27 protein-coding genes are annotated in these 23,882 nt (G+C 68.1%); 14 read left to right on the plus strand and 13 right to left on the minus strand.

The window, feature by feature from the left end; genetic code table 11:
* Positions 1–30: 30 nt before the first annotated feature.
* Positions 31–1,146 carry a DUF3137 domain-containing protein gene (locus tag LQZ85_RS17530; protein WP_230101266.1) on the minus strand — a complete coding sequence of 372 codons (1,116 nt, stop codon included), beginning with the start codon at positions 1,144–1,146 and terminating at the stop codon, positions 31–33.
* Positions 1,143–2,105, minus strand: coding sequence for a hypothetical protein (locus LQZ85_RS17535; RefSeq protein WP_230101267.1), 963 nt, complete (start codon positions 2,103–2,105; stop codon positions 1,143–1,145). Before LQZ85_RS17535 ends, LQZ85_RS17530 begins: the two co-directional genes overlap by 4 nt.
* Before the next feature lie 216 nt (positions 2,106–2,321).
* Here LQZ85_RS17535 and LQZ85_RS17540 point away from each other — a divergent pair, with 216 nt between their 5' ends.
* Entirely contained in the window at positions 2,322–2,681 is a 360-nt protein-coding gene (locus LQZ85_RS17540; RefSeq protein WP_230101268.1) for a hypothetical protein, read from the plus strand.
* A gap of 19 nt (positions 2,682–2,700) precedes the next feature.
* On the opposite strand, the gene LQZ85_RS17545 is transcribed toward LQZ85_RS17540, so the two are convergent.
* Positions 2,701–3,288 (minus strand): Lrp/AsnC family transcriptional regulator, encoded by a 588-nt coding sequence (locus LQZ85_RS17545; RefSeq protein ID WP_230101269.1) that lies wholly within the window; start codon positions 3,286–3,288, stop codon positions 2,701–2,703.
* Positions 3,289–3,437: 149 nt separating this feature from the next.
* Here LQZ85_RS17545 and LQZ85_RS17550 point away from each other — a divergent pair, with 149 nt between their 5' ends.
* From LQZ85_RS17550 to LQZ85_RS17570, 5 genes are read left to right on the plus strand one after another with little or no spacing between them, the layout of a single operon-like run.
* The gene (locus LQZ85_RS17550) at positions 3,438–5,024 is read left to right on the plus strand and encodes an ABC transporter substrate-binding protein (protein ID WP_056275560.1); all 1,587 of its coding nucleotides are present in this window, start codon (positions 3,438–3,440) and stop codon (positions 5,022–5,024) included.
* A 13-nt stretch (positions 5,025–5,037) separates the two neighbouring features.
* Positions 5,038–6,099, plus strand: coding sequence for an ABC transporter permease (locus tag LQZ85_RS17555; protein WP_053098208.1), 1,062 nt, complete (start codon positions 5,038–5,040; stop codon positions 6,097–6,099).
* Positions 6,096–7,007, plus strand: a complete 912-nt coding sequence (locus LQZ85_RS17560) for an ABC transporter permease (protein ID WP_053098207.1) — start codon at positions 6,096–6,098, stop codon at positions 7,005–7,007. The genes LQZ85_RS17555 and LQZ85_RS17560 overlap by 4 nt, the downstream gene beginning before the upstream one ends.
* Positions 7,004–7,879, plus strand: a complete 876-nt coding sequence (locus LQZ85_RS17565) for an ABC transporter ATP-binding protein (protein WP_083569412.1) — start codon at positions 7,004–7,006, stop codon at positions 7,877–7,879. The genes LQZ85_RS17560 and LQZ85_RS17565 overlap by 4 nt, the downstream gene beginning before the upstream one ends.
* On the plus strand, positions 7,872–8,711 hold the full coding sequence (locus tag LQZ85_RS17570) for an ATP-binding cassette domain-containing protein (protein ID WP_053098206.1): 840 nt from the start codon (positions 7,872–7,874) through the stop codon (positions 8,709–8,711). The genes LQZ85_RS17565 and LQZ85_RS17570 overlap by 8 nt, the downstream gene beginning before the upstream one ends.
* Positions 8,712–8,891: 180 nt before the next feature.
* Here LQZ85_RS17570 and LQZ85_RS17575 read toward each other — a convergent pair whose 3' ends face one another.
* Positions 8,892–9,605, minus strand: coding sequence for a hypothetical protein (locus tag LQZ85_RS17575; protein WP_230101270.1), 714 nt, complete (start codon positions 9,603–9,605; stop codon positions 8,892–8,894).
* Between the two features lie 226 nt (positions 9,606–9,831).
* Between LQZ85_RS17575 and rpsF the strand changes: the two genes are divergently transcribed.
* From rpsF to rplI, 4 genes are read left to right on the plus strand one after another with little or no spacing between them, the layout of a single operon-like run.
* Complete coding sequence (rpsF, locus tag LQZ85_RS17580; protein WP_029264265.1) at positions 9,832–10,200, plus strand: 30S ribosomal protein S6; 369 nt, start codon at positions 9,832–9,834, stop codon at positions 10,198–10,200.
* 5 nt (positions 10,201–10,205) lie between these two features.
* Positions 10,206–10,715, plus strand: a complete 510-nt coding sequence (locus tag LQZ85_RS17585; RefSeq protein ID WP_053098204.1) for a single-stranded DNA-binding protein — start codon at positions 10,206–10,208, stop codon at positions 10,713–10,715.
* Between the two features lie 50 nt (positions 10,716–10,765).
* Positions 10,766–11,020, plus strand: coding sequence for a 30S ribosomal protein S18 (gene rpsR, locus LQZ85_RS17590; RefSeq protein ID WP_042541518.1), 255 nt, complete (start codon positions 10,766–10,768; stop codon positions 11,018–11,020).
* A gap of 11 nt (positions 11,021–11,031) precedes the next feature.
* Positions 11,032–11,484: a 50S ribosomal protein L9 gene (gene rplI / locus LQZ85_RS17595; RefSeq protein ID WP_053098203.1), complete on the plus strand. Its 453-nt coding sequence runs from the start codon at positions 11,032–11,034 to the stop codon at positions 11,482–11,484.
* A 257-nt stretch (positions 11,485–11,741) separates the two neighbouring features.
* Here rplI and LQZ85_RS17600 read toward each other — a convergent pair whose 3' ends face one another.
* Both LQZ85_RS17600 and LQZ85_RS17605 read right to left on the minus strand, forming a co-directional pair.
* Positions 11,742–13,346: a chaplin family protein gene (locus tag LQZ85_RS17600; RefSeq protein ID WP_230101271.1), complete on the minus strand. Its 1,605-nt coding sequence runs from the start codon at positions 13,344–13,346 to the stop codon at positions 11,742–11,744.
* 108 nt (positions 13,347–13,454) lie between these two features.
* Positions 13,455–14,540, minus strand: a complete 1,086-nt coding sequence (locus LQZ85_RS17605) for a hypothetical protein (RefSeq protein WP_230101272.1) — start codon at positions 14,538–14,540, stop codon at positions 13,455–13,457.
* 555 nt (positions 14,541–15,095) lie between these two features.
* Between LQZ85_RS17605 and dnaB the strand changes: the two genes are divergently transcribed.
* Positions 15,096–16,469: a replicative DNA helicase gene (gene dnaB / locus LQZ85_RS17610; protein ID WP_053098201.1), complete on the plus strand. Its 1,374-nt coding sequence runs from the start codon at positions 15,096–15,098 to the stop codon at positions 16,467–16,469.
* 193 nt (positions 16,470–16,662) lie between these two features.
* Here dnaB and LQZ85_RS17615 read toward each other — a convergent pair whose 3' ends face one another.
* Both LQZ85_RS17615 and LQZ85_RS17620 read right to left on the minus strand, forming a co-directional pair.
* Positions 16,663–17,418 (minus strand): SDR family oxidoreductase, encoded by a 756-nt coding sequence (locus tag LQZ85_RS17615; protein WP_053098200.1) that lies wholly within the window; start codon positions 17,416–17,418, stop codon positions 16,663–16,665.
* Between the two features lie 86 nt (positions 17,419–17,504).
* Positions 17,505–18,266, minus strand: coding sequence for an NAD(P)H-binding protein (locus tag LQZ85_RS17620; protein WP_230101273.1), 762 nt, complete (start codon positions 18,264–18,266; stop codon positions 17,505–17,507).
* Between the two features lie 191 nt (positions 18,267–18,457).
* Here LQZ85_RS17620 and LQZ85_RS17625 point away from each other — a divergent pair, with 191 nt between their 5' ends.
* Positions 18,458–19,366, plus strand: a complete 909-nt coding sequence (locus tag LQZ85_RS17625; RefSeq protein ID WP_230101274.1) for an RNA polymerase sigma-70 factor — start codon at positions 18,458–18,460, stop codon at positions 19,364–19,366.
* Between the two features lie 62 nt (positions 19,367–19,428).
* Positions 19,429–19,773 carry a hypothetical protein gene (locus LQZ85_RS17630; protein ID WP_230101275.1) on the plus strand — a complete coding sequence of 115 codons (345 nt, stop codon included), beginning with the start codon at positions 19,429–19,431 and terminating at the stop codon, positions 19,771–19,773.
* Here the strand turns inward: LQZ85_RS17630 and LQZ85_RS17635 are convergent.
* Positions 19,770–20,555 (minus strand): DNA/RNA non-specific endonuclease, encoded by a 786-nt coding sequence (locus LQZ85_RS17635; protein ID WP_230101276.1) that lies wholly within the window; start codon positions 20,553–20,555, stop codon positions 19,770–19,772. The genes LQZ85_RS17630 and LQZ85_RS17635 overlap by 4 nt on opposite strands.
* Positions 20,556–20,657: 102 nt before the next feature.
* Positions 20,658–21,554: an SDR family oxidoreductase gene (locus LQZ85_RS17640; protein WP_053098197.1), complete on the minus strand. Its 897-nt coding sequence runs from the start codon at positions 21,552–21,554 to the stop codon at positions 20,658–20,660.
* A 153-nt stretch (positions 21,555–21,707) separates the two neighbouring features.
* Between LQZ85_RS17640 and LQZ85_RS17645 the strand changes: the two genes are divergently transcribed.
* Entirely contained in the window at positions 21,708–22,265 is a 558-nt protein-coding gene (locus tag LQZ85_RS17645; RefSeq protein WP_230101277.1) for a dihydrofolate reductase family protein, read from the plus strand.
* A 19-nt stretch (positions 22,266–22,284) separates the two neighbouring features.
* On the opposite strand, the gene LQZ85_RS17650 is transcribed toward LQZ85_RS17645, so the two are convergent.
* The 3 genes from LQZ85_RS17650 to LQZ85_RS17660 form a co-directional block, all read right to left on the minus strand.
* The gene (locus LQZ85_RS17650) at positions 22,285–22,512 is read right to left on the minus strand and encodes an RNA-binding S4 domain-containing protein (RefSeq protein ID WP_230101278.1); all 228 of its coding nucleotides are present in this window, start codon (positions 22,510–22,512) and stop codon (positions 22,285–22,287) included.
* Between the two features lie 68 nt (positions 22,513–22,580).
* The gene (locus tag LQZ85_RS17655) at positions 22,581–22,898 is read right to left on the minus strand and encodes a hypothetical protein (protein ID WP_230101279.1); all 318 of its coding nucleotides are present in this window, start codon (positions 22,896–22,898) and stop codon (positions 22,581–22,583) included.
* Between the two features lie 196 nt (positions 22,899–23,094).
* Positions 23,095–23,882, minus strand: a 788-nt coding sequence (locus LQZ85_RS17660; protein ID WP_230101280.1) for a hypothetical protein, incomplete at its 5' end; no start/stop codon positions are given.

Below are 23,882 nucleotides of genomic sequence, written 5' to 3' on the forward strand. Positions count from 1 at the left end.
CACCCCCACAACCCACCCTCGGGGGTTCCCTCAGAACGACCTGAACCAGAACCAGATCAGTGCGAAACCGACGAGGAACACGATCGGCACCCACTGGAAGCTGCGCTTCAGCCGGCGTCCCTCACGCGCGACTCCTGGCGGGGGAGCGAGAAGACCGGCCGGCGGAGCGAAGGGCAGGCTCGCGGACGCGCCCACCGGTGCGAGGGCGGGCGACGGAGATGCCGGAGCCGCACTCTCGAGCCGCAGACGCTCATCGCGCCAGCGCTCCCACTGATCGAGCTTCGTCATCAAGGCGCCGACGGCTCCGAACAGCCACGCCCAGGTCGCAGGGTCGAGGGTCGACGCCTTGCGCTGTGTATAGAGGAACATCCAGTCGTCGACGATCTCGACATCGAGCTCGGCGGCATTGTCGATGAACCTGGCCATGATGTCGGGCGTGAACAGATACAGCGCGTCACGCTCGTACCCCTCGGGGCAGTACAGCGTGAAGTACTGATCGAAGTCGCCCTCCAGCGAGAGGCGCTGCTCGCGCTGGAACGACGCGGGCAGATTCGACCCGAAGCCGTTGTTGCCCTTGGCGTCGAGCACGATGTTCGGCAGGGGCACATCGAGCTTGACGGCGACGTAGCCCCAGCGGTGGGTGGTCGAGTTCTTCCCCGACCCGGTCGTGTATCGGTAGTTGCCGAACTCGACGAAGCGAGGCTTCGCGCCTCGCACGAGATCGGTGGCTTCTCGGGAGCGTCCGAGGCCGAACAGCATGCCCGGAAGGGCAGGGTCGGCGACCCTGGCCTCGTACGTCATCCCGTTCGCCCGGGCGAATGCGTCGAGGCGGTACCGCGCGATGCGGGATCGGCGCCAGCCGACGGTGGCGATCGTGATCCCGACGACTGCGGCGACGAGGATCCCGATGCCGGCGAACGACGACGACCCTGCATCGGTGAGCAGCGAGACCATCGTCGCGCCGACGACCGTCATGGCGGTGAGGAACACGATGCCGAAGATCACGAAGGCGACGATCGTCGTGGCCGAGCCGCCCATCTTGCCCCGCGAGCGCAGCTCGGCGTTGAAGGTGCTGACGGCCCGGGCGTCGACGGGATCGGTGAGCGGGCGGGCGTCGAACGATGCGGCCGGCTGCGGTGCCGTCATCGGTTCACCTCGTCGGAGTCCCACGTGAGTTCGGCGTTCTCGGGGATGGCGAAGACCTCGAGGAGGTCGTCGGCGATGAGCTCGGCGATCAGCTCGGCGGACCCCGCGATGATCGTCGAGTCGTAGTCGACCTCGGTGACGAGCACCCAGGCGTGATCGTCGGGCCACAGGATGCTGGGGCTCTGCGCGGCCGGCGCGAACCCGTGCTCCTCGGACTCGCGATCCCGCCACGGCACGTCGAGCACCCAGTCCCGACGCGCGAACGTGCTCGGCGCACCACGGAACAGCACGTGATCGCGGTCCCGCAGCTGCAGCCGAGGACCCTCCGAGACCTCGCGCGACAGGATGCCCTCCTGCCACGTCGGCTTGCGGAACGCGTTGTTGAGCGGATCGCGGATGCTGCGGTCGAGCATCGCCCGGTGGTTCGGGTCGTCGTCGAACGTGAGGAAGGTGCGCGAGGGGCCGTGTCCGAGGTGACCCAGCAACCCGCCCGTGCCCTCCCAGAGCGCGGCGAATCCGGCATCCGGCGTCGCGGTGTGCGAGACGAGATGACCCACGACGGTCGCGAGCATCTCGGACGATACGGCGCCGTCCATCGGCGCGGTGAACTCGCGCCCGTCGGGGGAGATCCGCGCGTTCCAGTCGGTCTCCGGCGGAGTGCGCACGATCCGCTGCCATTGAGCGAGAGGATGCAGCGTCGTGCCGAAGGCGGCGGCCGTCTGCGCCCATGTCGCCGGTTCATCGATGAACCGATCGAGGAGCGACTGTCGCTCGGCCCCCGGCATCCGGTCGTAGTCGTCGTAGGTCGGCACCGGTCGGTCGGGGAGCGATCGCACGATCGCAGGGTGCAGGATGCGCGCATACGCGGGGAAGCCGTGCGGCACCACGGCGTGCATCGTCGAGTTCCAGGGGTCGTCGAGACGCTCGCGCAGCCAGTCTCCGGCAGAGGTGTCAGGCATCCAGTGCATGCGACCCACGGTACCCGGGGGCCTTCCCGACTCCCGAGGTCTCGACGGCGATGCGGCACCTCGACCCCGATCGTGTGGTCAGACGAAAGGGCGCGCCGGGGAGCCTCTCTGCGGAATTCGTCTCGCTCCGCGCGCCCGTCCGGCGGCCGACCCAGACGGTTCACGAGGCGAGATGAGAGTCGCCGCCACCCCCTCCATAATCGGAGGGTGAGCACGACTGCAACCATCCCCTCCCTCGACGGCCGCCGGTTCCTGATGGTCTCGTCGACCACCTCGGCCGTGGATCCCGAATCGCCCAGCGAGTTCGTGTACTGGGAGAAGGACGGGGCGATCTGGGGCGACTACTCCGGTGACACCGTCACCTTCGGGCGCTTCGTCGGCACCCGCACCGGCGACACCATCTGGGTCTCGTTCGTGCACGTGCTCGTCTCCGACGGCACCGTCGTGACCGGAGACGGGGAGAGCCGGCTCGAGCTCACGGATGACGGTCGCATCCGCCTCGTCGAGCACTACGAGATGCACGGACTGCCGCAGCTCAGCGTCTGCGAAGAGCCCGCAGCCGCCTGACGGCTCGTTCCGCCGCGGGTCAGCGTGGCGGGAGCATGTCGCGGCCCGGCGTCGCCGGCGTCCACCGCGTCATGCCCAGCGGCGTGGCCAGGTCGCGCTCGGGCAGGTCGCTCGGCAGCAGGAACGACCGGCGGATGACCTCGTCGAGCACGACCACGCTGACGACCGTGCGCACCTCGGGCAGCTGCGCGATGACACCCGTCGTGAACTCGTGCACGCCGCTCACGTCGACCGCACGGATCAGCAGCATGGCGTCGTGCTCGCCGGTGGTGATGGCGCACCACTCGACATCGGGCATCTCGAGCACGCTCTCGCGGAACGACGCCCAGGCCTGCGGGTGCACGGTGACGAAGACCAGCGCACCGATCGACAGCCCGGCCTTCGACTGGTCGACGCGGGCGCTGAAGCCCGTGATCACTCCGTCCTGCATCAGCGTCTCGACGCGGGTGTAGGCGTTGGCCCGCGAGATCCCGACGGTCTCGGCCAGTGCGGCGATCGAGATGCGACCGTTATCACGCAGCGTCTCGAGGATTCTGTATCCGATGTCGTCCAGTGGGGCGGCACTTCGTCCAGATTGCCTCGTGGCTTCGTCGCTCTTGGTGGACACAATGCTCCTCACGGGCGGGGTCTTGGACAGACTGTGATGACGTCTGCATTCTTGCTGGACACATAGTCCCATACAATGCGAATCTGATCACCGGTCGTCCACCCGGCGTCGACCGAACCCGATGAAACTCCTCGCCCCTGGAGGCCCATATGTCGTCACGTCGCAGCACGTCCGTCATCGCGATCGGAGCCGTCGCTCTCTTCGCCCTCGCTGGTTGCTCCGGTGGCAACTCGGCGAACAACGGCGGAGAATCCTCCGGTTCCGACTCGCTCGTCATCGACACCGCGTTCTCGATCGAGACCGCCGACCCGGGTCACACCTACGACCCGACCGGCAACATGATCGCCAAGGCGCTCTACGAGACGCTCGTCGACTTCGAGGGCTCCGACGTCTCGACCCCCGTCCCCGGCCTCGCATCGTGGGAGCAGAACGACGAGGCGACCGAGTTCACGTTCACGCTCGAGGGGGACCGCGTCTTCTCCGACGGCTCGCCGATCGAGGCGAAGGACGTCGTCTTCACCCTGCAGCGCATCCAGGGCATGACCGATGCCAAGCCGAACTTCCTCCTGGGCGGTCTGACCATCACCGAGGTCGACGAGAAGACGATCTCGATCACCTCCGAGACGCCGCTGCTGCAGCTGCCCGCGATCCTCGCGAACCCGGCGCTCGGCATCGTCAACTCCGACGTCGTGATCGAGAACGGCGGAACCACCGACGGCACCGACAGCGCACAGGAGTTCCTCGACGGAACCTCCGCCGGCTCTGGACCGTTCGTGCTCGACACCCTCGACCTCTCGTCGCAGGTCGTGCTGACCAAGAGCGACGAGTACAACGGCGACGAAGAGTCTGAATACGCCCGTGTCGTCGTGCGCAACGTCTCGGAGAGCGCGACGCAGCTCGCGAACCTCAAGGGCGGCGACTCGATGGTCGCGATGGACCTCAACGGCGACCAGGTCTCAGGCCTCGGCGACGGACTGAACGTCGAGTCGGTGCCGTCGGGCCAGACGATCTTCCTGCTGCTCAACCAGTCCGAGGCCGTCGCGGGCGAGCTCGCGAACGTCAAGATCGCCGAGGCGATCCGCTACGCGCTCGACTACGACGCGCTGCTCGAGCTCGCGGGTGCCGGCGCCGTGCAGGCGACCGGAGTGATCCCGCCCGGATTCGAGGGCGCCCTCGACAGCGGTGTGGAGCAGGACCTCGACAAGTCGAAGGCTGCTCTGGCCGAGGCCGGCTACACGGGTCAGACCCTGAAGCTGCAGTTCCCGAACGACTACCCGGTCGGCGGTGTGGAGTTCACCCCGCTCGCCGAGCGCGTCCAGGCTCAGCTCGAGGATGCCGGCATCGCCGTCGAACTCGCGCCTGCCCCGTTCGCCACCGAGCTCGACGCGTACGTCAACGGCACCGAGGGCTTCGGCCTGTGGTTCTGGGGCCCCGACTACGCCGACTCGGCGAACTTCCTTCCGTTCGCTCCCGGTCTGAAGGTCGGCCTACGTGCCGGCTGGGCGGCTGAGGCGAACCCCGAGATCGCAGGCATCGCAGCCGGTGCTGCCGCCGCTACCGATGAGGCCCAGCGCAGCGAGGCCTTCACCTCGTTCGCCGAGGCGATGCAGACCGAAGGTCCCTTCGTTCCGCTGATCGTCCCCGGTCGCAACATCGCCACGGCGGATGCCGTCACCGGCGCCGTGTACAACTCGGTGTGGGAGATGGACATCGCCGAGATCACGCCTGCCGGCTGATCGGAGCTGACTCATGACGACGGTGGCCGTGCGACGGCAAGCACAGCGTCGCAGGTCGCCGCTCGTCGGATACCTGCTTCGCCGAATCGGCACTTCGCTGCTCCTTCTCGTGGGGGTCACGATCGTGACCTTCGCACTGACGAACCTCGTGCCCGGCGATCCCGTGTCGGCGGCACTGGGTGAGGGAGCATCGCAGAATCCCGAGACGCGCGAGGCGTTCATCAAGGCTCAGGGCCTCGATCAGCCGCTGTTCGTGCAGTACTTCATCTACATGGGGAATCTCCTTCGCGGAGACCTCGGCACATCGCTGGTGACCGGGCGACCGGTCACCAGCGACCTGGCCACCGCGGTGCCGGCGACGATCGAGATCGCGATCGGTGCCATCATCCTCAGCCTCGCGGTCAGCGTCGTGCTCGGCACCCTCGCCGCCTACCGGCGCGGACTCGTCACCGATCAGGTGATCCGCATCGTGACGCTGATCGGTCTGAGCGTGCCGACGTTCTGGCTCGCGCTGGTCAGCTTCTACGTGTTCTTCCTCGAGCTGCGCATCGCCCCCGGCTCGGGTCGCATCTCGCCGTCGATCACGCCGCCGCCCCGCATCACCGGGCTCTACACGGTCGACTACCTCCTCAACGGAGACGGCGTCGGATTCGCCGACGCGCTCGCCCACCTGGCGCTGCCGGTGATGGTGCTGTCGCTCGTGACGATCGGCCTGCTCACCCGCTTCATCCGCACCTCCGTGCTCGAGGTGCTGGGCAGCGACTACGTGCGTGCTGCCCGGGCCAAGGGCCTTCCGGCGATGCGCGTGATCCTCGACTACGTCCTGCGCGGGGCATCCCTCCCGATCCTCACGGTCGTCGGCGTCGCCTTCGGATCCCTGCTCTCGGGCACCGTGCTCGTCGAGTCGGTGTTCGCATGGCCCGGCCTGGGCACCTACGCCTACAACTCGGCGGCCAACCTCGACCTGCCCGGCATCATGGGAGTCGGCCTGGTCGTCGGGTTCATCTACCTCCTCATCAACTTCGTCGTCGACCTGCTCTACGGCGTCCTCGACCCGAGAGTGAGGATCGCATGAGCCGCATCGACTCGGCATCCGGCCCCTGGCGGTTCCGCTTCCGCTGGCCGCGCGCCTGGCGCACGCCCCTCGGCGTGATCGGCACCGTGATCGCGGGCGCCTGGATCATCGTCGCCTTCACCGCGCAGTGGTGGGTGCCGTACGGCCCCAACGCTCAGGTGCTGCCACGACTGCAGGCGCCGGGCATCGACACTCTGCTCGGCACCGACGGCAACGGCCGCGACATCTTCTCGCGTCTGATGACGGGTGCGACGGTGAGCCTGCCGCTCGCGCTCATGCTCGTGATCGCCGCGATGATCATCGGCACCGTGGTCGGCGCCGTCGCCGGGTACTTCGGCGGCTGGGTCGACGAGACGCTGATGCGCATCACCGACCTGTTCATGGCGTTCCCGACCGTCATCCTCGCGATGGTGGTGGCGGCATCCCTCGGCCCGTCGCTGTTCAACGCGGTGATCGCGGCGATCGTCGTCTCGTGGCCGCAGTACTCGCGAGTCACCCGCAGCATCGTGCTGGGCCTCCGCGGCCAGAACTACGTGATCGCAGGCCGCCTGCTCGGCCACTCGCCGCTGCGGACGCTGTTCATCGACATCCTCCCGAACATCGCCGGCCCCGTGCTGGTGCTCGCGACGCTCGACATCGGCGCCGCGATCCTGCTGCTGTCCGGACTCTCGTTCCTCGGTCTCGGCGCGCAGCCGCCGACCGCCGAATGGGGCTCCATGATCTCGGCGGCCATGCAGAACTTCGACGCGTGGTGGCTCGGAGTCTTCCCGGGACTCGCGATCCTCACGGTGGTGCTGGCATTCAACTTCCTGGGTGATGCGATGCGCGACATCCTCGACCCGACGGCCGAGGTCACCCACGAGAAGCAAGCCGAGCATGTGGCCTCCGCGAAGGGAGCGGCAGCATGAGCGCTTCGGCCCCCACGAGTGCTCTGAGCATCCGCGACCTGACGATCGACATCGGTCGTCCTCTCGTGCACGGCATCTCTCTCGACCTCGAGGCCGGACGCATCCACGGTCTCGCCGGCGAGTCAGGATCCGGCAAGACGCTCACCTCGTTGGCCGTCCTCGGACTCCTGCCCCGGCAGGCACGCACGGGCGGATCGATCACGCTCGCGGGGGAGGAGCTGGTGGGCATGCGCCGGCGGGCGCTCAACCGCATCCGCGGCAGGCGCATCGCGATGATCTTCCAGGACCCCTCGGCGTCGCTGCACCCGCAGCTGCCGATCGGCCGCCAGCTCACGGATCACATGCGCGTGCACCTCGGACTGCGAGGCGAGGCGGCGAAGGCTCGGGCCATCGAACTGCTCGAGACCGTGCAGGTGCCGAACCCGGATGCTGCGCTGAAGCGCTATCCGCACCAGTTCTCCGGCGGACAGCGCCAGCGCATCGCGATCGCGTGCGCCCTCGCGTGCGACCCCGAGGTGCTGCTGGCCGATGAGCCGACCACCGCACTCGACGTCACGGTGCAGGCCGGCATCCTGCGGCTGCTGCGCGACCTCGCGACCGAGCGCAACCTCGCTGTGCTGCTCGTCACCCACGACCTGGGCGTCATGAGCGCGATCGCCGACGAGGTCGCCGTGATGAAGAACGGGCAGATCGTCGAGCGGGCCGACCGCGAGACGCTGTTCCGCGACCCGCAGCACGAATACACTCGCACGCTGCTCGCGGCGCTGCCGGGGTCGAAGATCGCGACCGCCGACGCGGATCCCGCGCTGCTCGATCCGGTGCTGCCGGAGTCCGCCGTGCAGGATGCCGAAGAGGAGGCCCGAGATGAGTGAAGTCGCCGTCCTCGACGCGCAGGGCGTCGTCGTGCGCTACCCCGGGAGTCCTCCGGTGGTCGCCGTCGACGGCGTCTCGCTGACCGTCGCCCCCGGAGAGACCGTCGCGCTCGTGGGCGAATCCGGCAGCGGCAAGTCGAGCCTCGCCCGCGCGGTCGTCGGCATCGAGAAGCTCGCCGGGGGAGAGGTGCGCTTCCGTGACGCTCCTGTGAAGCCGCTCGGCATCCGTCGACGCGACCTGGCGCTCACCGGCATCCAGATGGTGTTCCAGGATCCGTCGACCTCGCTGAACCCTCGTCGCCGCGTGGGCGATCAGATCGCCGACGGCATCGCCACGGCTCGGGCTCGGGGTGCCGAAGGGTCGACGGTCGCCGAGTGGCTCGACCGCGTCGGCCTGCCGACCGAAGTGGCGACGCGGTTCCCGCACCAGTTCTCGGGTGGGCAGAAGCAGCGACTCGCGATCGCACGAGCGCTCGCCGCGCGGCCGTCGCTGCTCGTCGCCGACGAGCCGATCTCGGCCCTGGACGCATCGACCCAGACCAGCGTCGCGGGGCTCATGCGAGACCTCGTCGCGGAATCCGGCGCGGGGATGCTGTTCATCTCGCACGACCTCGCCGTGGTCCGCCGCATCGCGGACCGCACCTTCGTGATGTTCGCCGGGCGGGTGCTCGAAGCCGGGGCCACCGACCGTGTGTGGTCTGCACCGCAGCATCCGTACACCCAGGCCCTGCTCGCTGCGATCCCCGAGCCCGACGGTGCGGGCCGCATCCCGGTCGCCCCCTCGACGAACGAGCGGACCGTCTGGTCGGAGATCGCCCCCGTCCTCGACTGAGCCGCGCTGTCGGTTCGGTCGTTCGGGAGGAGATCCGCGGACGGGAGGATGCTCCGAGCCGGATGCTCCTCCCGATCGCAGATCTCCTCCGAATCGCCGACCCCATCGCCGGCCCGGAGTCGACCCGGAACGCACTGCGGGCCGAGGCGTCAGCCCCGGCCCGCAGCATCCGCTCGTGGTTCAGAGCGGGGCGACGATGTCCTGCTCGACGTCCCACTCGGTGATCTCGAGAGAGGTCTCGATCATCTGGCCTGCGGCCTCGGTGCTGCCGCTCGTGGCCAGCACGACGTAGTCCTCGGTGACCTCGAAGACGACGTCGACGGCGACGCCCTGCGCCTCGGACGTGCCGCTCACGAGGTACACGTCCTGACCCAGGCGCGTGCCGGTCCCGGTGACGGTGAACTCGCCGGTGAGGGCGCCGGCGGCGGTGGCCGGGTCGGTGCCCGCGGCCGTGGCGGCACCGCTGCTGAGAGCAGCGACGATCGGGTCACTCGAGTTCGGGTCGGCGACCTGCCACTCGGTCGTCGGCGTCTTCACCCATGCGTCGTCGCCGATCAGGATGAGCGAGCCCATGGGCGTGATCGTCTCGACGGCATCCGTCTCGGGGTTGAACCGGGCGGTGGTGTCCATGCCCAGGATCGACGTCTTGGCGGCATAGCCGGCGGTGTCGGTCATCGCCTCGGTGATGCAGGCGCCGAGCTCGGCTCCGTCGACCGTCGCACCCTCCGACAACTCGGGGCAGTCGGAATCGGATGCGGCACCGTCGGTCGCAGGCGTCTCCTCGGCGGCCGACGTCGGCTCCGAATCGGCGGGCTCTTCGGCACCCGCGGTGCACCCGGTGAGCAGTACGGTGGCGGCCAGGACGATGCCGACCCCCCACTTGTTGACGCGCATGGCGTTCCCCCTTCGGTCGTGTGCGCACTGAGAGTCAGCACGCACGCATTCCAGCATGCCAAGTGCGAGGTGATGCGCGTGGGGGCACTCCGAAGGTTTCTCCGCTACACTGTCAAGGTTGTCTGCCATCAGGCACCCACTCGGGTGGCTCGGCGGATGACGTGCACACACCCTCCTGCTTCCGGGAAAGTCCCGGAAGCCGTTCTAGTCCGAAGGAGGTGGGTAAGTGACGCACCAGTACGAACTCATGGTCATTCTGACCCCCGAGATCGACGAGCGCCAGGTCGCCCCTACGCTCGACAAGTTCCTGAAGGTCATCACCAACGATGGTGGCTCGATTGACAAGGTCGACATCTGGGGCAAGCGCCGTCTGGCTTACGAGATCCAGAAGAAGAACGAGGGCATCTACGCCGTCGTCAACTTCACCGCCACCAGCGAGGCCACGCAGGAGCTCGACCGTCAGCTGAAGCTGAACGAGCAGATCATGCGCACGAAGGTCCTTCGCTCTGAGGAAGCTCAGGCGATGGTCGCTTCGGAGGCCAAGCGCTCTGAAGAGAAGGCTGCCCGCAAGGCCGCCAAGGCTGCGAAGGCCTGAGTCCGATGGCCGGCGAAACAGTCATCACCGTGGTGGGCAACCTCACGGCCGACCCCGAGCTGCGCTACACGCAGAACGGACTGCCGGTGGCGAACTTCACCATCGCTTCGACGCCTCGGAACTTCGACCGCGCCGCCAACGAGTGGAAGGACGGCGAAGCGCTGTTCCTCCGCGCGTCGGTCTGGCGCGAGTTCGCCGAGCACGTGGCGGGTTCGCTGACCAAGGGCATGCGCGTCATGGCGCAGGGCCGTCTGCGTCAGCGCTCCTACCAGGACCGCGAGGGCAACCAGCGCACCGCGATCGAGCTGGAGGTCGACGAGATCGGCCCCTCGCTTCGGTACGCGACGGCGCAGGTCACCCGTGCGGCGTCGACCGGTGGCGGCGGCGGTGGCGGACAGTCCCGTCCCGCACAGCAGCAGCAGGTGTCGGAAGAGCCGTGGTCTACGCCCGGCTCGTCGACCAGCGCAGATGCCTGGAGCACTCCGGGCAGCTTCGGTGACGACACCCCCTTCTGAAACAGGATCTCCGGATGCTTCGGCATCCGACTCATAATTAAGGAAAAACAATGGCTGGAAAGTCGAGCGGCGACCGCCGCAAGCCGCGGAAGGGTGGCAAGCCCACCGCTCCCGCGAAGTCGATCCGGGTCGGAGTCATCGATTACAAGGATGTCTCCACCCTCCGTAAGTTCGTCTCGGAGCGCGGCAAGATCCGTGCCCGTCGTATCACCGGTGTTTCGGTGCAGGAGCAGCGTCTGATCGCCACCGCGATCAAGAACGCGCGCGAAATGGCACTCCTGCCCTACGCTGGCGCCGGCCGGTAAGGGGTAACGAGATGGCAAAGCTGATTCTCACGAACGAGGTCGCCGGGCTTGGTAGCGCCGGTGACGTGGTCGAGGTCAAGAACGGGTTCGCCCGCAACTACCTCATCCCCCAGGGCTTCGCTACGGCGTGGACCCGCGGTGGCGAAAAGCAGGTCGCTTCGATCCAGGCTGCTCGTCAGGCTCGCGCGATCCACGACCGCGACGAGGCCGTGGCCCTGAAGAACTCCCTCGAGAACACCAAGGTGCGCCTGGCCGTCAAGGCCGGCAACGAGGGTCGTCTCTTCGGTTCGGTCAAGACCGATCACATCGCGGATGCTGTCGCAGCCGCGGGTCTCGGCTCGATCGACAAGCGCAAGGTGCACATCCCGTCGGCGATCAAGACGACCGGTGAGCACGAGGCCACGGTTCGTCTGCACGACGACGTGACCGCAGTCATCACGCTGCAGGTCGTCGCCGCCAAGTAAGGCGCGACGCTCTTGAACGCCCCCTGTCCTTCGTGACAGGGGGCGTTCTGCGTGTGCGGGGCTGTCGGAGCGCACTCGCTCGGGGGAGTGGCGGGGCACGACGGATGCCCCGCGCTGGGGACGCGGGGCATCCGTGAACTGTGCGGCATCGCCGACGCGGGCAGGTCTGGGGAACCTGCGCGGGGCGTCGCGGGACCCGCACACCGACGGTGTCGCATCTCCTCCCCCGAGGACGTCGACACCGCCGGGGTCTGCGTCTACGCCGTCACACGGCGGCGGCGCAGCATCCCCGCTCCGAGGAGGAGCAGGAGAGCGGCGAGCGACACGAAGGCGATCGAGGACGAACCACCTGTGGCGGCCAGTCCCTCGATGGGCTCGGATGCCGTCGCAGCTGTGCCGCTCGCGGCAGCGGCTGCTGTGGCGCCCGTGCCGACGGCTGTCACCGTTCCGGGATTCATGCCGATTCCGGGGGTGGTTCCGGGATCAGTTCCGGGGTTCGTTCCGGGTTCGGTGCCCGGGTCCGTTCCCGGGTCGGTGCCGGGGTTCGTGCCGGGGTCGGTGCCGGGGTTCGTGCCGGGGTCGGTGCCGGGGTTCGTGCCGGGGTCGGTGCCCGGGTCCGTTCCGGGATCAGTGCCCGGGTCCGTCGTCGGCGGCGTCACCGTGCTCTCGCCGACCACGGAGATGGCGTTGCCGCCGATCGTGATCGGTGCGGTGATGGGTGCGGTGACCTGGGTGCCGCCGAGGATTCCGTCGTCTCCGGTGGTGGTGCTGCCGGTGGTTGGGCTTCCTGCGGTGCCGGTGCTGGTGCCGCCGGTGGATTCGCTGTCTCCGAGGATGGAGATGGCGTTGCCGGTGACGTCGATCGGTGCGGTGATGGGTGCGGTGACCTGGGTGCCGCCGAGGATTCCGTCGTCTCCGGACGTCTCCGCTCCGGTGCTGCTGCCTCGGGACGGGGTGCCGGTGCTGGTGCCGCCGGTGGATTCGCTGTCTCCGAGGATGGAGATGGCGTTGCCGGTGACGTCGATCGGTGCGGTGACGGGTGCGATGACCTGGGTGCCGCTTGCGATTCCGTCGTCTCCGGACGTCTCCGCTCCGGTGCTGCTGCCTCCGGACGGGGTGCCGGTGCTGGTGCCGCCGGTGGATTCGCTGTCTCCGAGGATGGAGATGGCGTTACCGGTGACGTCGATCGGTGCGGTGACGGGCGCGACGACCTGGGTGCCGCTTGCGACCCCGTCGTCGCCCGAAGTGGTCGGCTCAGTCGATCCCGCGCCGCCGCCGTCCGAGGATGCCGGTGCTGCAGCATCCTGGCCCGTTGCCTCGCTGTCCCCGAGCACGGTGATGGCATTGCCTGAGACGGTGACCGGAACGTCGACGTCCAGCAGGGCCTGGGTACCCGAGAGGACGCCGTCGGCGCCGTTCGTCGTGATCGCGGGAGCGGGAGCGGGAGCGGGAGCCGGAGCGGGGGCCTGGGGAGCCTCAGCCGGAGCAGCCGCCGTGTCGCTCGACGAGTCTCCGAGCACGGTGATCGCGTTGTCGGTCACCGTGACAGGCACGACGACGTCCACGACGGCCTGAGTGCCCGATGCGGTGCCGGAATCTCCACTCGTGGTGGCGGCCGGTGCGGGAGCGGGAGCGGGAGACGAAGCGGGCGCCGAGGTCTGCTGGGCGGAGGTGTCTCCGAGCAGTGAGACCGCGTTGCCGACGACCGTCACGGGCACCGAGATCGGCGCATCCGCTTGGGTGCCCGAGAGCAGCCCGTCTTCTCCTGAGGTGTCTGCCGCGTTGGCGGCTGTTGCGCCGAGCAGGGTGATCCCGCCGGCGAGAAGCGTGCCCCACAGGGCCCGCTTGATGTATGTACGCATGATGACCTTCTCCTGACTGGAAGTGGGTGGTCTGGATGGGTGCACGCGAAGAGCATGTGCGCGCGCAGCACGGCATCTGTCGTTCACGAGGAACGACCGGACAACCCGTTAGTCAGGAGAGACGTCGGTGTCGGCGACCAGAGACGTCGGAAGGACGTCGTCGGATGCACCGGAAGTGCGCTCCACAGTGCGGAACGCAGAAACTCCCGCATCGCTGAGGCGCGCGGGGGTGAATGAGGATGCTCCGCTCGAACCGGCGGAGGAAGTAGGCGCGGAGGGGGCTCCGGCGGGCGGTGCAGAGGGGGACTCCTCGACGTCGGCTGCCGGCTCGTTCACCTCGGATGCCGCGACGGACACCGTAGGCGGGAGGTCGGACCCGGCCGACGGAATCACCGGCTGGCGCACCGCGGACGTGGAGAAGTGACCGCGTGTCGGCTCATCGGCCAGGGGGGAAACCGTTCCGAGCGGCGCTGTTCCGATCGGACCGGGGTCGGGGTCCGATCCGGAGGATCCGGGGCGTGAGGGGGTGATGGCCTCGAGCACCGGCGGGAGAGTGTTCTCGACCACCGTGCCGACAGTCGGGGTGGTCGCGTCGATGACGCCGACGACATCGTCGATCACCGGCGTCACTCCGAGATCGTCGACCAGTTCTCCGACGATCGGCAGCTCGGTGATCAGATCCTGCACCGGGGCCACGATCTCGGCGACCGGGGATCCGTCCAACAGATCGGTCACGGGAGTGATGACGGCCCCGGTGGTGTCGGTGGCGGCGTCGATGATCGGCGACGCTGCAGGGCCGACGACGGGCACCTGAGCGATCGTCTCGGCGACGTGCTCGACGACCGGAGGTGCCACCTGCTGCACGGGTTCGACGACGTGAGTGACGACGGGCTCGACGACCTCGGTCACGACCGGCTGGACGACCTGGGTGACCACAGGCTGGACGACCTCGGTCACGACGGGCTCGACCGGCGCGACGATCGGGGAGGTCACCGACGTCACGGTGTCTTCGACCGATGAGACGGTCTCGCTCACGATCGAGGAGACGCCGTCGAGCAGCGAGTCGTTCGATCCATCGTCCGCGCTCGCGGACGAACCGCCCGTGAGGATCGTGATCGTGGCCCACGCGATCGCGCCCACGCCACCCCAGAGAGCGACGGCAGGTAGGCCGCGGCGGGTTGCCTGAGCGTTCACGTCGACTTCCCTCCCCCGAGAGCGATCGTTCGTCCTCGACGCACAGTACGTCGATAGCGGGTGACGATACTCCCGGTATATCGCCGTGTCTAGAGGGTTCCGCTCGGAAACGATGACATATCGCGCACATTTCGGAGGGTTGCGCACTGTGACGCGCCCGGTGGAATCTCGGCTTGACTTTCCCCAGGTTCTACACATCCCATCCCGGATTCGATGAACCTTCAATGCCCGGTTGAACCACGATCTCATCCACAGGGTGGGGAAACTACAAACACCCGATCAGATGCAAAAAGAAACTTCTGTTTCGAGGTACTCCACCGACTTATCCACATGCGTTCTGCACAGACTCTCCGGACTTGTTCGCACGCTTTCCACATAGTTATCCACAGGCCGTGTTGCGACCGAAAACCCCCGCTCGTAGCGTGGTCCAGCGACCCGATGTCGGAAGTGCCTGGTTTGCTGTGCGGACGGCCCTTCTCGAGCTGATTCGCATCGCGTGACCGACGCAGTCGGCACCGAGCACACCGGAAGAACCGTCGCATCGAAGGGAGCAGCGTGTCGATCGCCGACATCTCAGAGGAGCGCCTCGGAGGCAAGCGTCCACAGGAGCGAACGCCTCCCCACGACACTCTCGCCGAACAGAGCGCCCTGGGTGGAATGCTCCTCTCGAAGGATGCTGTCGCCGACGTCATCGAGACGCTCAAGGGTGCCGACTTCTACATCCCCAAGCACGAGCTGATCTTCGAGGCGATCCTGTCGCTCTACTCGCACGGCGAGCCGACCGACGTCGTCGCCGTCACGGACGAGCTCATCAAGACGGGAGAGCTGAGCCGGGCCGGCGGTGCCGACTATCTGCACACGCTCACCTCGATCGTCCCCACCGCCGCCAACGCCGGCTACTACGCGGGCATCGTGTCGGAGCGGGCGATCCTGCGTCGTCTGGTCGATGCGGGAACGCGTATCGTGCAGCTCGGCTACGACGGACAGGGCGACGCGACCGACCTCGTCAACAACGCCCAGGCTGAGATCTACTCGATCACCGGCTCCGAGACCGCAGAGGACTACGTGCCGCTGCAGATCGCGGTCGACGCCGCGCTCGAGGAGATCGAGGCCGCCAGCGGTCGCGACGGGTCGATGACGGGTGTCCCGACCGGCTTCAAGGAGCTCGACGAGCTCACCAACGGCCTGCACGGCGGGCAGATGATCGTCGTCGCCGCTCGTCCCGCCATGGGTAAGTCGACGCTCGCGCTCGACTTCGCCCGCGCTGCCTCCATCGGCCACAACCTCCCCTCGGTCTTCTTCTCGCTCGAGATGGGCAAGAGCGAGATCGCCATGCGTCTGCTCAGTGCCGAGGGGCAGATCCCTCTGCAGAACATGCGAAAGGGAAACCTCGACCCGCGGGACTGGACCACGGTCGCCGCGACCCGCGGACGCATCAACGACGCTCCGCTCTACATCGACGACAGCCCGAACATGACGCTGGTCGAGATCCGGGCGAAGTGCCGTCGACTCAAGCAGCGTGAGGGTCTGCGGATGGTCATCATCGACTACCTGCAGCTGATGACGTCAGGAAAGCGCGTCGAGTCGCGTCAGCAGGAGGTCTCGGAGTTCTCGCGAAGCCTCAAGCTCATCGCCAAGGAGCTGCAGGTTCCGGTCATCGCTCTGTCGCAACTGAACCGTGGTCCCGAACAGCGCACCGACAAGAAGCCCGCGATCAGCGACCTGCGTGAGTCCGGCTCGATCGAGCAGGACGCCGACATGGTGATCCTGCTGCATCGCGACTCGGTCTACGACAAGGACGTGCGTCCGGGCGAGGCCGACCTGATCGTCGCCAAGCACCGTAACGGCCCGACCGCGACGATCACCGTGGCCTTCCAGGGCCACTACTCGCGCTTCCACGACATGGCACCGGGCGGCGACTTCAACTGAGTCGCGCTCGCTCGCCAGGTCGGGGGAGGACGGGACGCCCCCACCACGGGGGAGGTAGCAGAAAGGGCGCCCCATCCGATGCCGCCGATGAGCGGCACCCCAGCTGTCGCGTTACAGCGCGACAGAGCTGTGACGCAAGCGTGACACCGGCCGACGCGCCGCGCAAGACCTATTGTCGACCGGTATGCCGCCGCTACTCGCGAGGCGGGTTCAGCGGCAGCCACTCTTCGAGAGTCGTCTCGAAGATGTGCGCCCCGTCGACCGGGATGAGGGTGCGCTCCTCGATCTGCGCACCGTAGTACGGCGCAGCGTCATCACGCACGACCGTGCGAGGATCGCCACGGAAGGCCAGGGCGCGGCGCGCGAACTCGTCCATGCCGAAGGCCTCCGGGCCTGCGATCTCGATGTCGCCGGTCGGCTCACCGGCCGCAGCACGGGCCACTGCCGTGGCGACATCCTCGGCGGCGATCGGCTGGATCAGCGCCCCGGGCAGCGTCACTGTGTCGCCGTCGGTCGAGATGTCGGCGATGCTTCCCACGAACTCGAAGAACTGCGTGGCGTGCACGAGGGAGTATCGGATCCCGGAGTCACGAATCAGCGTCTCCTGCGCGACCTTCGCCGCGAAGTAGGGGATGTTCTGCGGGCGGTTCGTGCCGACGATCGTGAGAGCGACGTGGTGGGTGACACCGGCCGCGGCCTCAGCGGCGAGCAGGTTGCGAGTCGACGTGGTGAAGAACTCCAGCACATCGTCGGGGGCGAACGAGGGGGAGTTCGACACGTCGACCACGGTGTGGGCTCCGACGAGAACCTCCGCGAGGCCCTCGCCGGTGAGCGAGTTCACGCCGGTGTTCGGCGATGCGGCGACGGCGTCGTGGCCGTGCTCCGTCAGCTTCGCGACGACCTTCGAGCCGATGAGGCCGGTGCCTCCGATGACGACGATCTCTGCCATGTCCAAACCTTTCTTCGGTGACGACGCCCGGGTGGCGTCTGCCAGGTATGACCGCTGAGTGCCCGAAGATGTGACGCCTCGGGTTCTCAGATGCTGGCGGGCGTCTTCACCCTCCAGTCGTGATACCTCGTCGGAGCGATCGTCGCGGTCATCTCCGGCAGCAGGTCGCGGGCGGCGAGATGCGCGCCGAAGTACGTTCCGAGCGGATCCGGGACGACCTCCCGATCGTCCTGTCTCGCCCGCAGGTCGAGTGCCGCGAGTTCCGTCAGGCTGAACACCTCGGGGCCGCCGAACTCGATCATCCCGACACGGGGTTCTCCGAGCGCTGCCGTTGCGACCGCGTTCGCGACGTCGTCGGCCGCCATCGGCTGCACGAGCACATCGGCGATGTGTGCGGCTCCCTCGCGCAGGGCGTGGTCGGTGATGCTGCGGATGAACTCGAAGAACTGCGTCGCATGCACGAGGGTGTACGGGCGACCGGATGCCGCGATGAGGCGTTCCTGCTGATGCTTGGCGATGAAGTATCCGCCCTGCGCGCGTGCGAGGCGGTCGGTGCCCACGACCGACAGGGCGACGTGATGGGAGACGCCCGCGGCTTCGCCGTAGGCGAGCAGGTTCATCGTCGAGGTGGAGAAGAACTCCTGCGCACCGGCCTCGTCGGTGTACGACGAGTTCGACACATCGACCACCGCGGATGCGCCGGCGAGAGCGTCGTCGAGCCCCTCGCCGGTGAATGAGTTCACCCCCGTGGCGCGGGACGCGACGACGACGTCGTGTCCCGCGCCCTTCAGGATGCGCGTGACGCGGGTGCCGATCAACCCCGTGCCGCCGATGACTGTGATCCTCATGCCGCTCCTCCGATCGAGTGATGCGGACGAGCCCGCATGTACCTGGTTGACCGGCCGGCGGACCCGGCTGTGACGGAATCGCCAGGATTCGTCACAGATCGCGTCGCCCTCCGGTCAGAGCTGTGAGTGGGAGCGCCGACGGCGCGGAAAGGGGAGTGCGCATGCGGCGACCTCTGGTGCAGAGTGAAGACGTGACCGCGACACGTGACGAGCACAGCGGGTCGATCCGAGACCTCGGCACCGCAGTCTCGGTGTTCGCCGCCCAGCGCCGCCGACTGTTCGGCATCGCCTACCGGATGCTGGGCACCGTGGCCGACGCCGAGGACATCGTGCAGGAGACCTGGATCCGCTGGCAGAACACCGACCGGACCCAGGTGCAGGAACCCGCCGCTTTCCTCACGACCATCACGACGCGTCTGTCGATCAACGTTCTCCAGTCGGCTCGCGTGAAGCGGGAGACCTACATCGGGCCGTGGCTGCCTGAACCGGTCAACACCGACGACGATCCCTCGCTCGGCGCCGAGCGCGCCGAGGCGCTGCAGTTCGCGATCCTGCTGACGCTCGAGAAGCTCACCCCGACCGAGCGTGCGGCATACATCCTCCGCGAGGCGTTCGACTATCCGTATCCCCGCATCGCCGAGATCATCTCGTCGAGTGCGGTGAGCGCTCGACAGCTGGTGAGCCGGGCTCGCGCGCACCTGGCCTCGGCGAAGCAGATCACCGTCGAGCCCTCGCATCAACGTCACCTGCTCGAGGCCTTCCTCGCCGCCGCGCGGAAGGGCGATGCTCGGGAGCTCGAGAAGCTCTTCGCCGCCGACGTGGTCAGCTACACCGACGGCAACGGGGTGAAGCTGGCGGCGCGGATCCCGGTGATCGGTCGTGGCCGCGTGGCGCAGTTCGTGGCTGCGTTCGCGCACCACTTCTGGACGGGCAAGTCGATCGGGTGGGTGGAGGTCAACGGTCAGCCCGCCGCGACGCTCATCGAGAACGGTGAAGTCACCACGATGGTCACCGTCACGGCGTCCGACGAAGGGATCGAGCAGCTGCTCTGGGTGATGAGTCCCCAGAAGCTCGGACACATCACCGCGGTCGCGACATGACTCGCGGGCGGCATCCGGCTCGTCTGGGCCGGCGACCTCGGGATGCCTCCGAACCGATCGCTGTGGAAGAACTCCGGCTGGCGCTCGCCGCGGGCGACCGCGCCGGCATCCGGTCGATGCTGCACCCTGACGTGGTGATGATCATCGACAGCGGAGGTCGCATGCCGCAGTCGTCGACCGCCGTCGACGGGCCCCACACGGCATCAGCGGAGCTGGCGGCACTGGTGGCGACCGGCCCCATGGTCTCGATCGCGTCGATCAACGGCGCCCCCGGACTCGTGCTGGAACGAGACGGCGCAGTCGTCGCGGCGGTGTCGGTCGAGAGCAGATCAGGGCTGCTGTCGCGCATCTGGGTCGTCTGCAACCCTGACAAGCTCATTCACTGGAATCGACGCCGCGACGGCTAGAGCGAGATGTCGGATGCCGAGGCGAGCGCCCGCCACTCGGTCGATCGGGCGCTGCGCCGGTCGAGCACATCGGCATCGAGCAGCGGGCCGACAGCCAGCCCCGTCACCCGGACGATCTCGGTGATCGGAACCTGGAAGGTGCGGAAGGCGCCGAGCGGCGGAACCGCGAAGAGACCGTCCGGTGACTGGACGAGCTCTGACTGATCGAGCACGAACCCGGCCGCTGACAGACCGTCGGGGCCCTGCCACGCCGCGATCTTCCAGAAGAGAAGAGGGATGCGGATGCCGCGGTACGGCGGATCGTCGTCTCCCAGCACAGGGGCCGTGAACACCGAGATCCGCTGATCCGTCGTCTCGGCATACTCGAGCACGTGGTCTTCCAGACCGAGCCAGAGCTCTGCGGACTGATTGAAACCGGCGGCCTGCGGGGCGGCGTTCGGATAGAAGAACGTCGCCTCGGTCGCCGCCCGAGCGTCGTCGACATCACCCCAGCCGGGGTCGCGTCGGCGCACGAGGTGGCCGCGATCGAGGTCGTTGCGCGCATACACCTCGGGTCCGGTCTGCAGTGCTGCATCGACTCGGGGGTCGAGCTGCCAGTCCCCGGTGCGGGGCAGCTCGCGCAGCAGCGCCCCGTCGATGTTCACGCCCGTCACGGCGGCCAGGCGGCGCTCGCGGTCGAGCAGCACGCTGAAGTGGGGGTAGGTCAGCTCCGTCGCATCGCGGGCCGGCCCGGGCAGGGGCACTCGCGTCGGAAGGAAGTCGAGGTCGTATCCGTCTGCCATACCGACATACTGCCTGGTTCCACCGACATCGCCCCGGCCCCGCCGCACACGCGAACGCCCCCTCCGACGTGAGCTCGGGAGGGGGCGTCCGCGGTCAGCGACTCACGGCGTGGGCATGCCGCCGTTGACGTTGAGCGTCTCGCCGGCGACGTAGCTCGACTCCGCGGAGGCGAGGAAGACGTAGGCGGGGGCGAGTTCTGCGGGCTGGCCCATGCGGCCGAGCGGGGTGTCCTCCCCGAACTCCGGGAGCTTCTCCTGCGGCTGTCCGTCGCTCGGCTGCAGCGGCGTCCAGATCGGTCCCGGTGCCACGGCGTTCACACGGATGCCCTTCGGCGCGAGCTGCTCGGCGAGGCCCTTCGTGAACGCGTTGATCGTGGCTTTGGTCGATGCGTAGTCGACGAGGATTCCCGACGGCGAGTAGGCCTGGATCGACGTGGTGTTGATGATGGTCGAGCCTGCCGGGAGGTGCGGCAGCGCGGCCTTCGTGATCCAGAACATCGCGTAGACGTTGGTCTTGAAGGTGTCGTCGAACTGCTCGTCGGTGATGTCGGTCAGCGACTCCTTGTAGATCTGCTTGCCGCCGTTGTTGACGAGGATGTCGAGGCCGCCGAGCGCACCGACCGCCTCCGAGACGAGCGTGCGGCAGTACTCGGGGTCACGGAGATCACCGGGGATCTGCGCCACGGTCGCGCCGGCGTCGCGGAGGATGCCGGCGATGCGCGCCGCATCCTCTTCCTCTTCGGGCAGGTACGAGAGCGCGACGTCCGCGCCCTCGCGTGCGAAGGCGATCGCAGTCGCCGCGCCGATGCCGGAGTCGCCGCCGGTGATGAGCGCCTTGCGTCCGGTCAGTCGGCCGGTGCCGCGGTAGCTCTCCTCACCGAGGTCGGCCTTCGGACCGAGGTCGGCATCGAGGCCGGGCTCCGGCATGTGCTGCTTCTCGGGTTCGATGTCGGAGTAGAGCTCGGCCGGGTTGGTGAAGGTGTACTGGTCGCGAGACATGGGGGTTCCTCTCGGTCGCTGGTCTGGGGGTATGTCTCCAGCGTGCGCCGACGTCGGAATGTCGGCCAGCACCTTGCGTCTCACGCCGAGGGTCGCTAGAGAGGACGCCGAGAAGGGGTCGACCCGTGCGGACGCCGGGAGTAGCCTCGCCGCATGGCCCGACTCATCTACTCCATGATCACGTCGCTCGACGGATACGTCAGTGGGCCGGACGGCGGGTTCGCCTGGGCGCTCGACGACGACCTGCACGACTTCATCAACAAGCAGTTCGCAGACGTCGGCACCTACCTCTACGGGCGGCGCATGTACGAGACCATGGTCTATTGGGAGACCGCTCATCTCGAACCCGATCAGCCGCAGGTCGGCATCGACTACGCGCGGGTGTGGCAGGCCGCGCAGAAGGTCGTCTTCTCGAAGACCCTCGCAGAGGTGTCGAGCGAGCGCACGCGGCTCGAGCGCACGTTCGATCCGGAGGTGATCGCGCGGTGGAAGGCTGAGTCCGACAGCGACTTCTCCGTCGACGGCCCCACTCTCGCCGCCGAGGCGATCCGCGCGGGACTGGTCGACGAGTTCGGTCTCTTCATCGGACCGGCGATCGTCGGTGGTGGCAAGCCGTTCTTCCCCGACGGGGTGCACGTCGACCTGGAGCTCGCCGAGGATCGGCGCTTCGACAGCGGCGTGATGTTCCTCCGCTACACGACGCGGGTGTGACCGGAAGCGGCCCGCGTGATCAGGGGCGTACGCGAACGGTACGGCACTCGAAGGTGACCAGATCGCCGTCATGCAGCTGGCGTCCGCGCCGTCGATCGACCTCGCCGTTGACCTTCACGAATCCGTCGATCACGACCTCCTTGGCGTCACCGCCCGAGTCGAGCAGTCCCGAGTACTTCAGGAACTGGCCGAGGCGGATCATCTCTCCGCCGATGGAGACATCGTCGATCGGACCGGAATTCGTCATGACTCCGATGGTATCCGGCGGTGCTCAGCTCCGAGCGAGCGCCGCGAGAGGATACGTCTGGCTCGCGGTCAGCCCAGCGCCTTCTGAATCCGCGCGCTGAGGCGGTCGGCGGCCCTGGTGGTCAGCGACCGGCGGCTCGCCGTCCGCCGGGTCGTCGTCTGCAGCGCGATCCTCACATCCGATCCGCCGGTCGTCAGGGGAGTCGTCACGATCGTCACGTCGGCCGGTGCCTCGAACAGCGACCCGCGGGTGCTGAACGCGACCGAACGGCTGTCGAAGTATCGCCGCTCGACGTGCTTCAGGTCGGTCACGAGGTGCTGCAGTGCCTGCACGACGGAGTCCGCTCGAGCGGGTGTGTAGAAGTAGGTGTGCGCCGTGACTGGCATGGATCCCCCCGGTGTCCGCATCGTCGGCGCGCGATGGCGACCGAACTCACTGAGAGAGACCCGATGAGTGACGGATCATGACGCTACGCGGGGGAATCGCCTGCGGGAGCCGGGTTCCGCTGCCGGGACGTCTGGCTGAAACCGCGTCGAGCCGCCGACCCCAGAGGGCCGGCGGCTCGAAGAACGACGAGGGCGATCAGTCGTCGATGTCGGTGCCGACGACCGCGTAGTCGGCGCTGAAGTCGATGTCGATCGAGCGGCGGTCGCTGGTGATCACCGACGCGTCGTAGGGGCTGACCTCGTCGTTGTCGGCGTCGAGGTCGGTGATCATCCCGTCGGCCTCGGCCAATGCGGCATCCACGAGGGCACGGATCGCGGCCTCGTCGAGGGTGTGGGTCGGAGCCGAGTCGTCGTCCTCCTGCTCGGTCGAGATCACGGTGGCGGCGAGGTCGGCATCCACTCGCACCTCGGTCTCGCTGCCGTTCGCGGCGGTCAGCTGGACCTCCCAGCTGCCATCGCGCTTCGCGTCGATCGAGGTGACGTCGCCCTCGGCGGCTCCGCGGGCGGCATCCGCGATGTCCACGAGCTCGTCGGCCGAGTCCGTGCCGATCCCGGTCACGGGGCCGCCGCCCTGCGGTGCGCCCTGATCGTCGCTGTCGCTGTCGTCGTCGTCACGGTCGTCGCCGGGCTGTCCACCGCGGTCTCCGTCGCCGTCGCGGGGCCCGTCCGAGACCGAGGGGCGGTCGTCGTCGTCGCCGATGTCGTCTCCGATGGCTGCTCCGACGGCCACGCCTCCACCGGCGAGGATCAGGGCAGCGGCGACTCCGCCGCCGATCAGCAGAGCGCGCTTGCGACCGCGCTTCGCGGGAGCTGCGGACGCGGATGCCGGGGCGGCGTTCTCAGCCGCGACCGGCGCGACGGGAACGGTCTCACCATCGTGGGACGGCGTCGCGGTGGGCGCGGGGGGTGCGGGCGGTGCTGGGG

Origin of the sequence: Microbacterium sp. Bi98 (assembly GCF_918698045.1) — a bacterium.
Taxonomy (GTDB): domain Bacteria; phylum Actinomycetota; class Actinomycetes; order Actinomycetales; family Microbacteriaceae; genus Microbacterium.

What these genes read in the sequence shown, in the direction of transcription:
- LQZ85_RS17530 (WP_230101266.1), bottom strand. Translation starts at nt 1,146, where the DNA reads ATGACGGCACCGCAGCCGGCCGCATCGTTCGACGCCCGCCCGCTCACC.
- LQZ85_RS17535 (WP_230101267.1), bottom strand. Translation starts at nt 2,105, where the DNA reads ATGCCTGACACCTCTGCCGGAGACTGGCTGCGCGAGCGTCTCGACGAC.
- LQZ85_RS17550 (WP_056275560.1), top strand. Translation starts at nt 3,438, where the DNA reads ATGTCGTCACGTCGCAGCACGTCCGTCATCGCGATCGGAGCCGTCGCT.
- LQZ85_RS17555 (WP_053098208.1), top strand. Translation starts at nt 5,038, where the DNA reads ATGACGACGGTGGCCGTGCGACGGCAAGCACAGCGTCGCAGGTCGCCG.
- LQZ85_RS17560 (WP_053098207.1), top strand. Translation starts at nt 6,096, where the DNA reads ATGAGCCGCATCGACTCGGCATCCGGCCCCTGGCGGTTCCGCTTCCGC.
- LQZ85_RS17565 (WP_083569412.1), top strand. Translation starts at nt 7,004, where the DNA reads ATGAGCGCTTCGGCCCCCACGAGTGCTCTGAGCATCCGCGACCTGACG.
- LQZ85_RS17570 (WP_053098206.1), top strand. Translation starts at nt 7,872, where the DNA reads ATGAGTGAAGTCGCCGTCCTCGACGCGCAGGGCGTCGTCGTGCGCTAC.
- LQZ85_RS17575 (WP_230101270.1), bottom strand. Translation starts at nt 9,605, where the DNA reads ATGCGCGTCAACAAGTGGGGGGTCGGCATCGTCCTGGCCGCCACCGTA.
- LQZ85_RS17585 (WP_053098204.1), top strand. Translation starts at nt 10,206, where the DNA reads ATGGCCGGCGAAACAGTCATCACCGTGGTGGGCAACCTCACGGCCGAC.
- rpsR (WP_042541518.1), top strand. Translation starts at nt 10,766, where the DNA reads ATGGCTGGAAAGTCGAGCGGCGACCGCCGCAAGCCGCGGAAGGGTGGC.
- rplI (WP_053098203.1), top strand. Translation starts at nt 11,032, where the DNA reads ATGGCAAAGCTGATTCTCACGAACGAGGTCGCCGGGCTTGGTAGCGCC.
- LQZ85_RS17600 (WP_230101271.1), bottom strand. Translation starts at nt 13,346, where the DNA reads ATGCGTACATACATCAAGCGGGCCCTGTGGGGCACGCTTCTCGCCGGC.
- LQZ85_RS17615 (WP_053098200.1), bottom strand. Translation starts at nt 17,418, where the DNA reads ATGGCAGAGATCGTCGTCATCGGAGGCACCGGCCTCATCGGCTCGAAG.
- LQZ85_RS17620 (WP_230101273.1), bottom strand. Translation starts at nt 18,266, where the DNA reads ATGAGGATCACAGTCATCGGCGGCACGGGGTTGATCGGCACCCGCGTC.
- LQZ85_RS17635 (WP_230101276.1), bottom strand. Translation starts at nt 20,555, where the DNA reads ATGGCAGACGGATACGACCTCGACTTCCTTCCGACGCGAGTGCCCCTG.
- LQZ85_RS17640 (WP_053098197.1), bottom strand. Translation starts at nt 21,554, where the DNA reads ATGTCTCGCGACCAGTACACCTTCACCAACCCGGCCGAGCTCTACTCC.
- LQZ85_RS17645 (WP_230101277.1), top strand. Translation starts at nt 21,708, where the DNA reads ATGGCCCGACTCATCTACTCCATGATCACGTCGCTCGACGGATACGTC.
- LQZ85_RS17650 (WP_230101278.1), bottom strand. Translation starts at nt 22,512, where the DNA reads ATGACGAATTCCGGTCCGATCGACGATGTCTCCATCGGCGGAGAGATG.
- LQZ85_RS17655 (WP_230101279.1), bottom strand. Translation starts at nt 22,898, where the DNA reads ATGCCAGTCACGGCGCACACCTACTTCTACACACCCGCTCGAGCGGAC.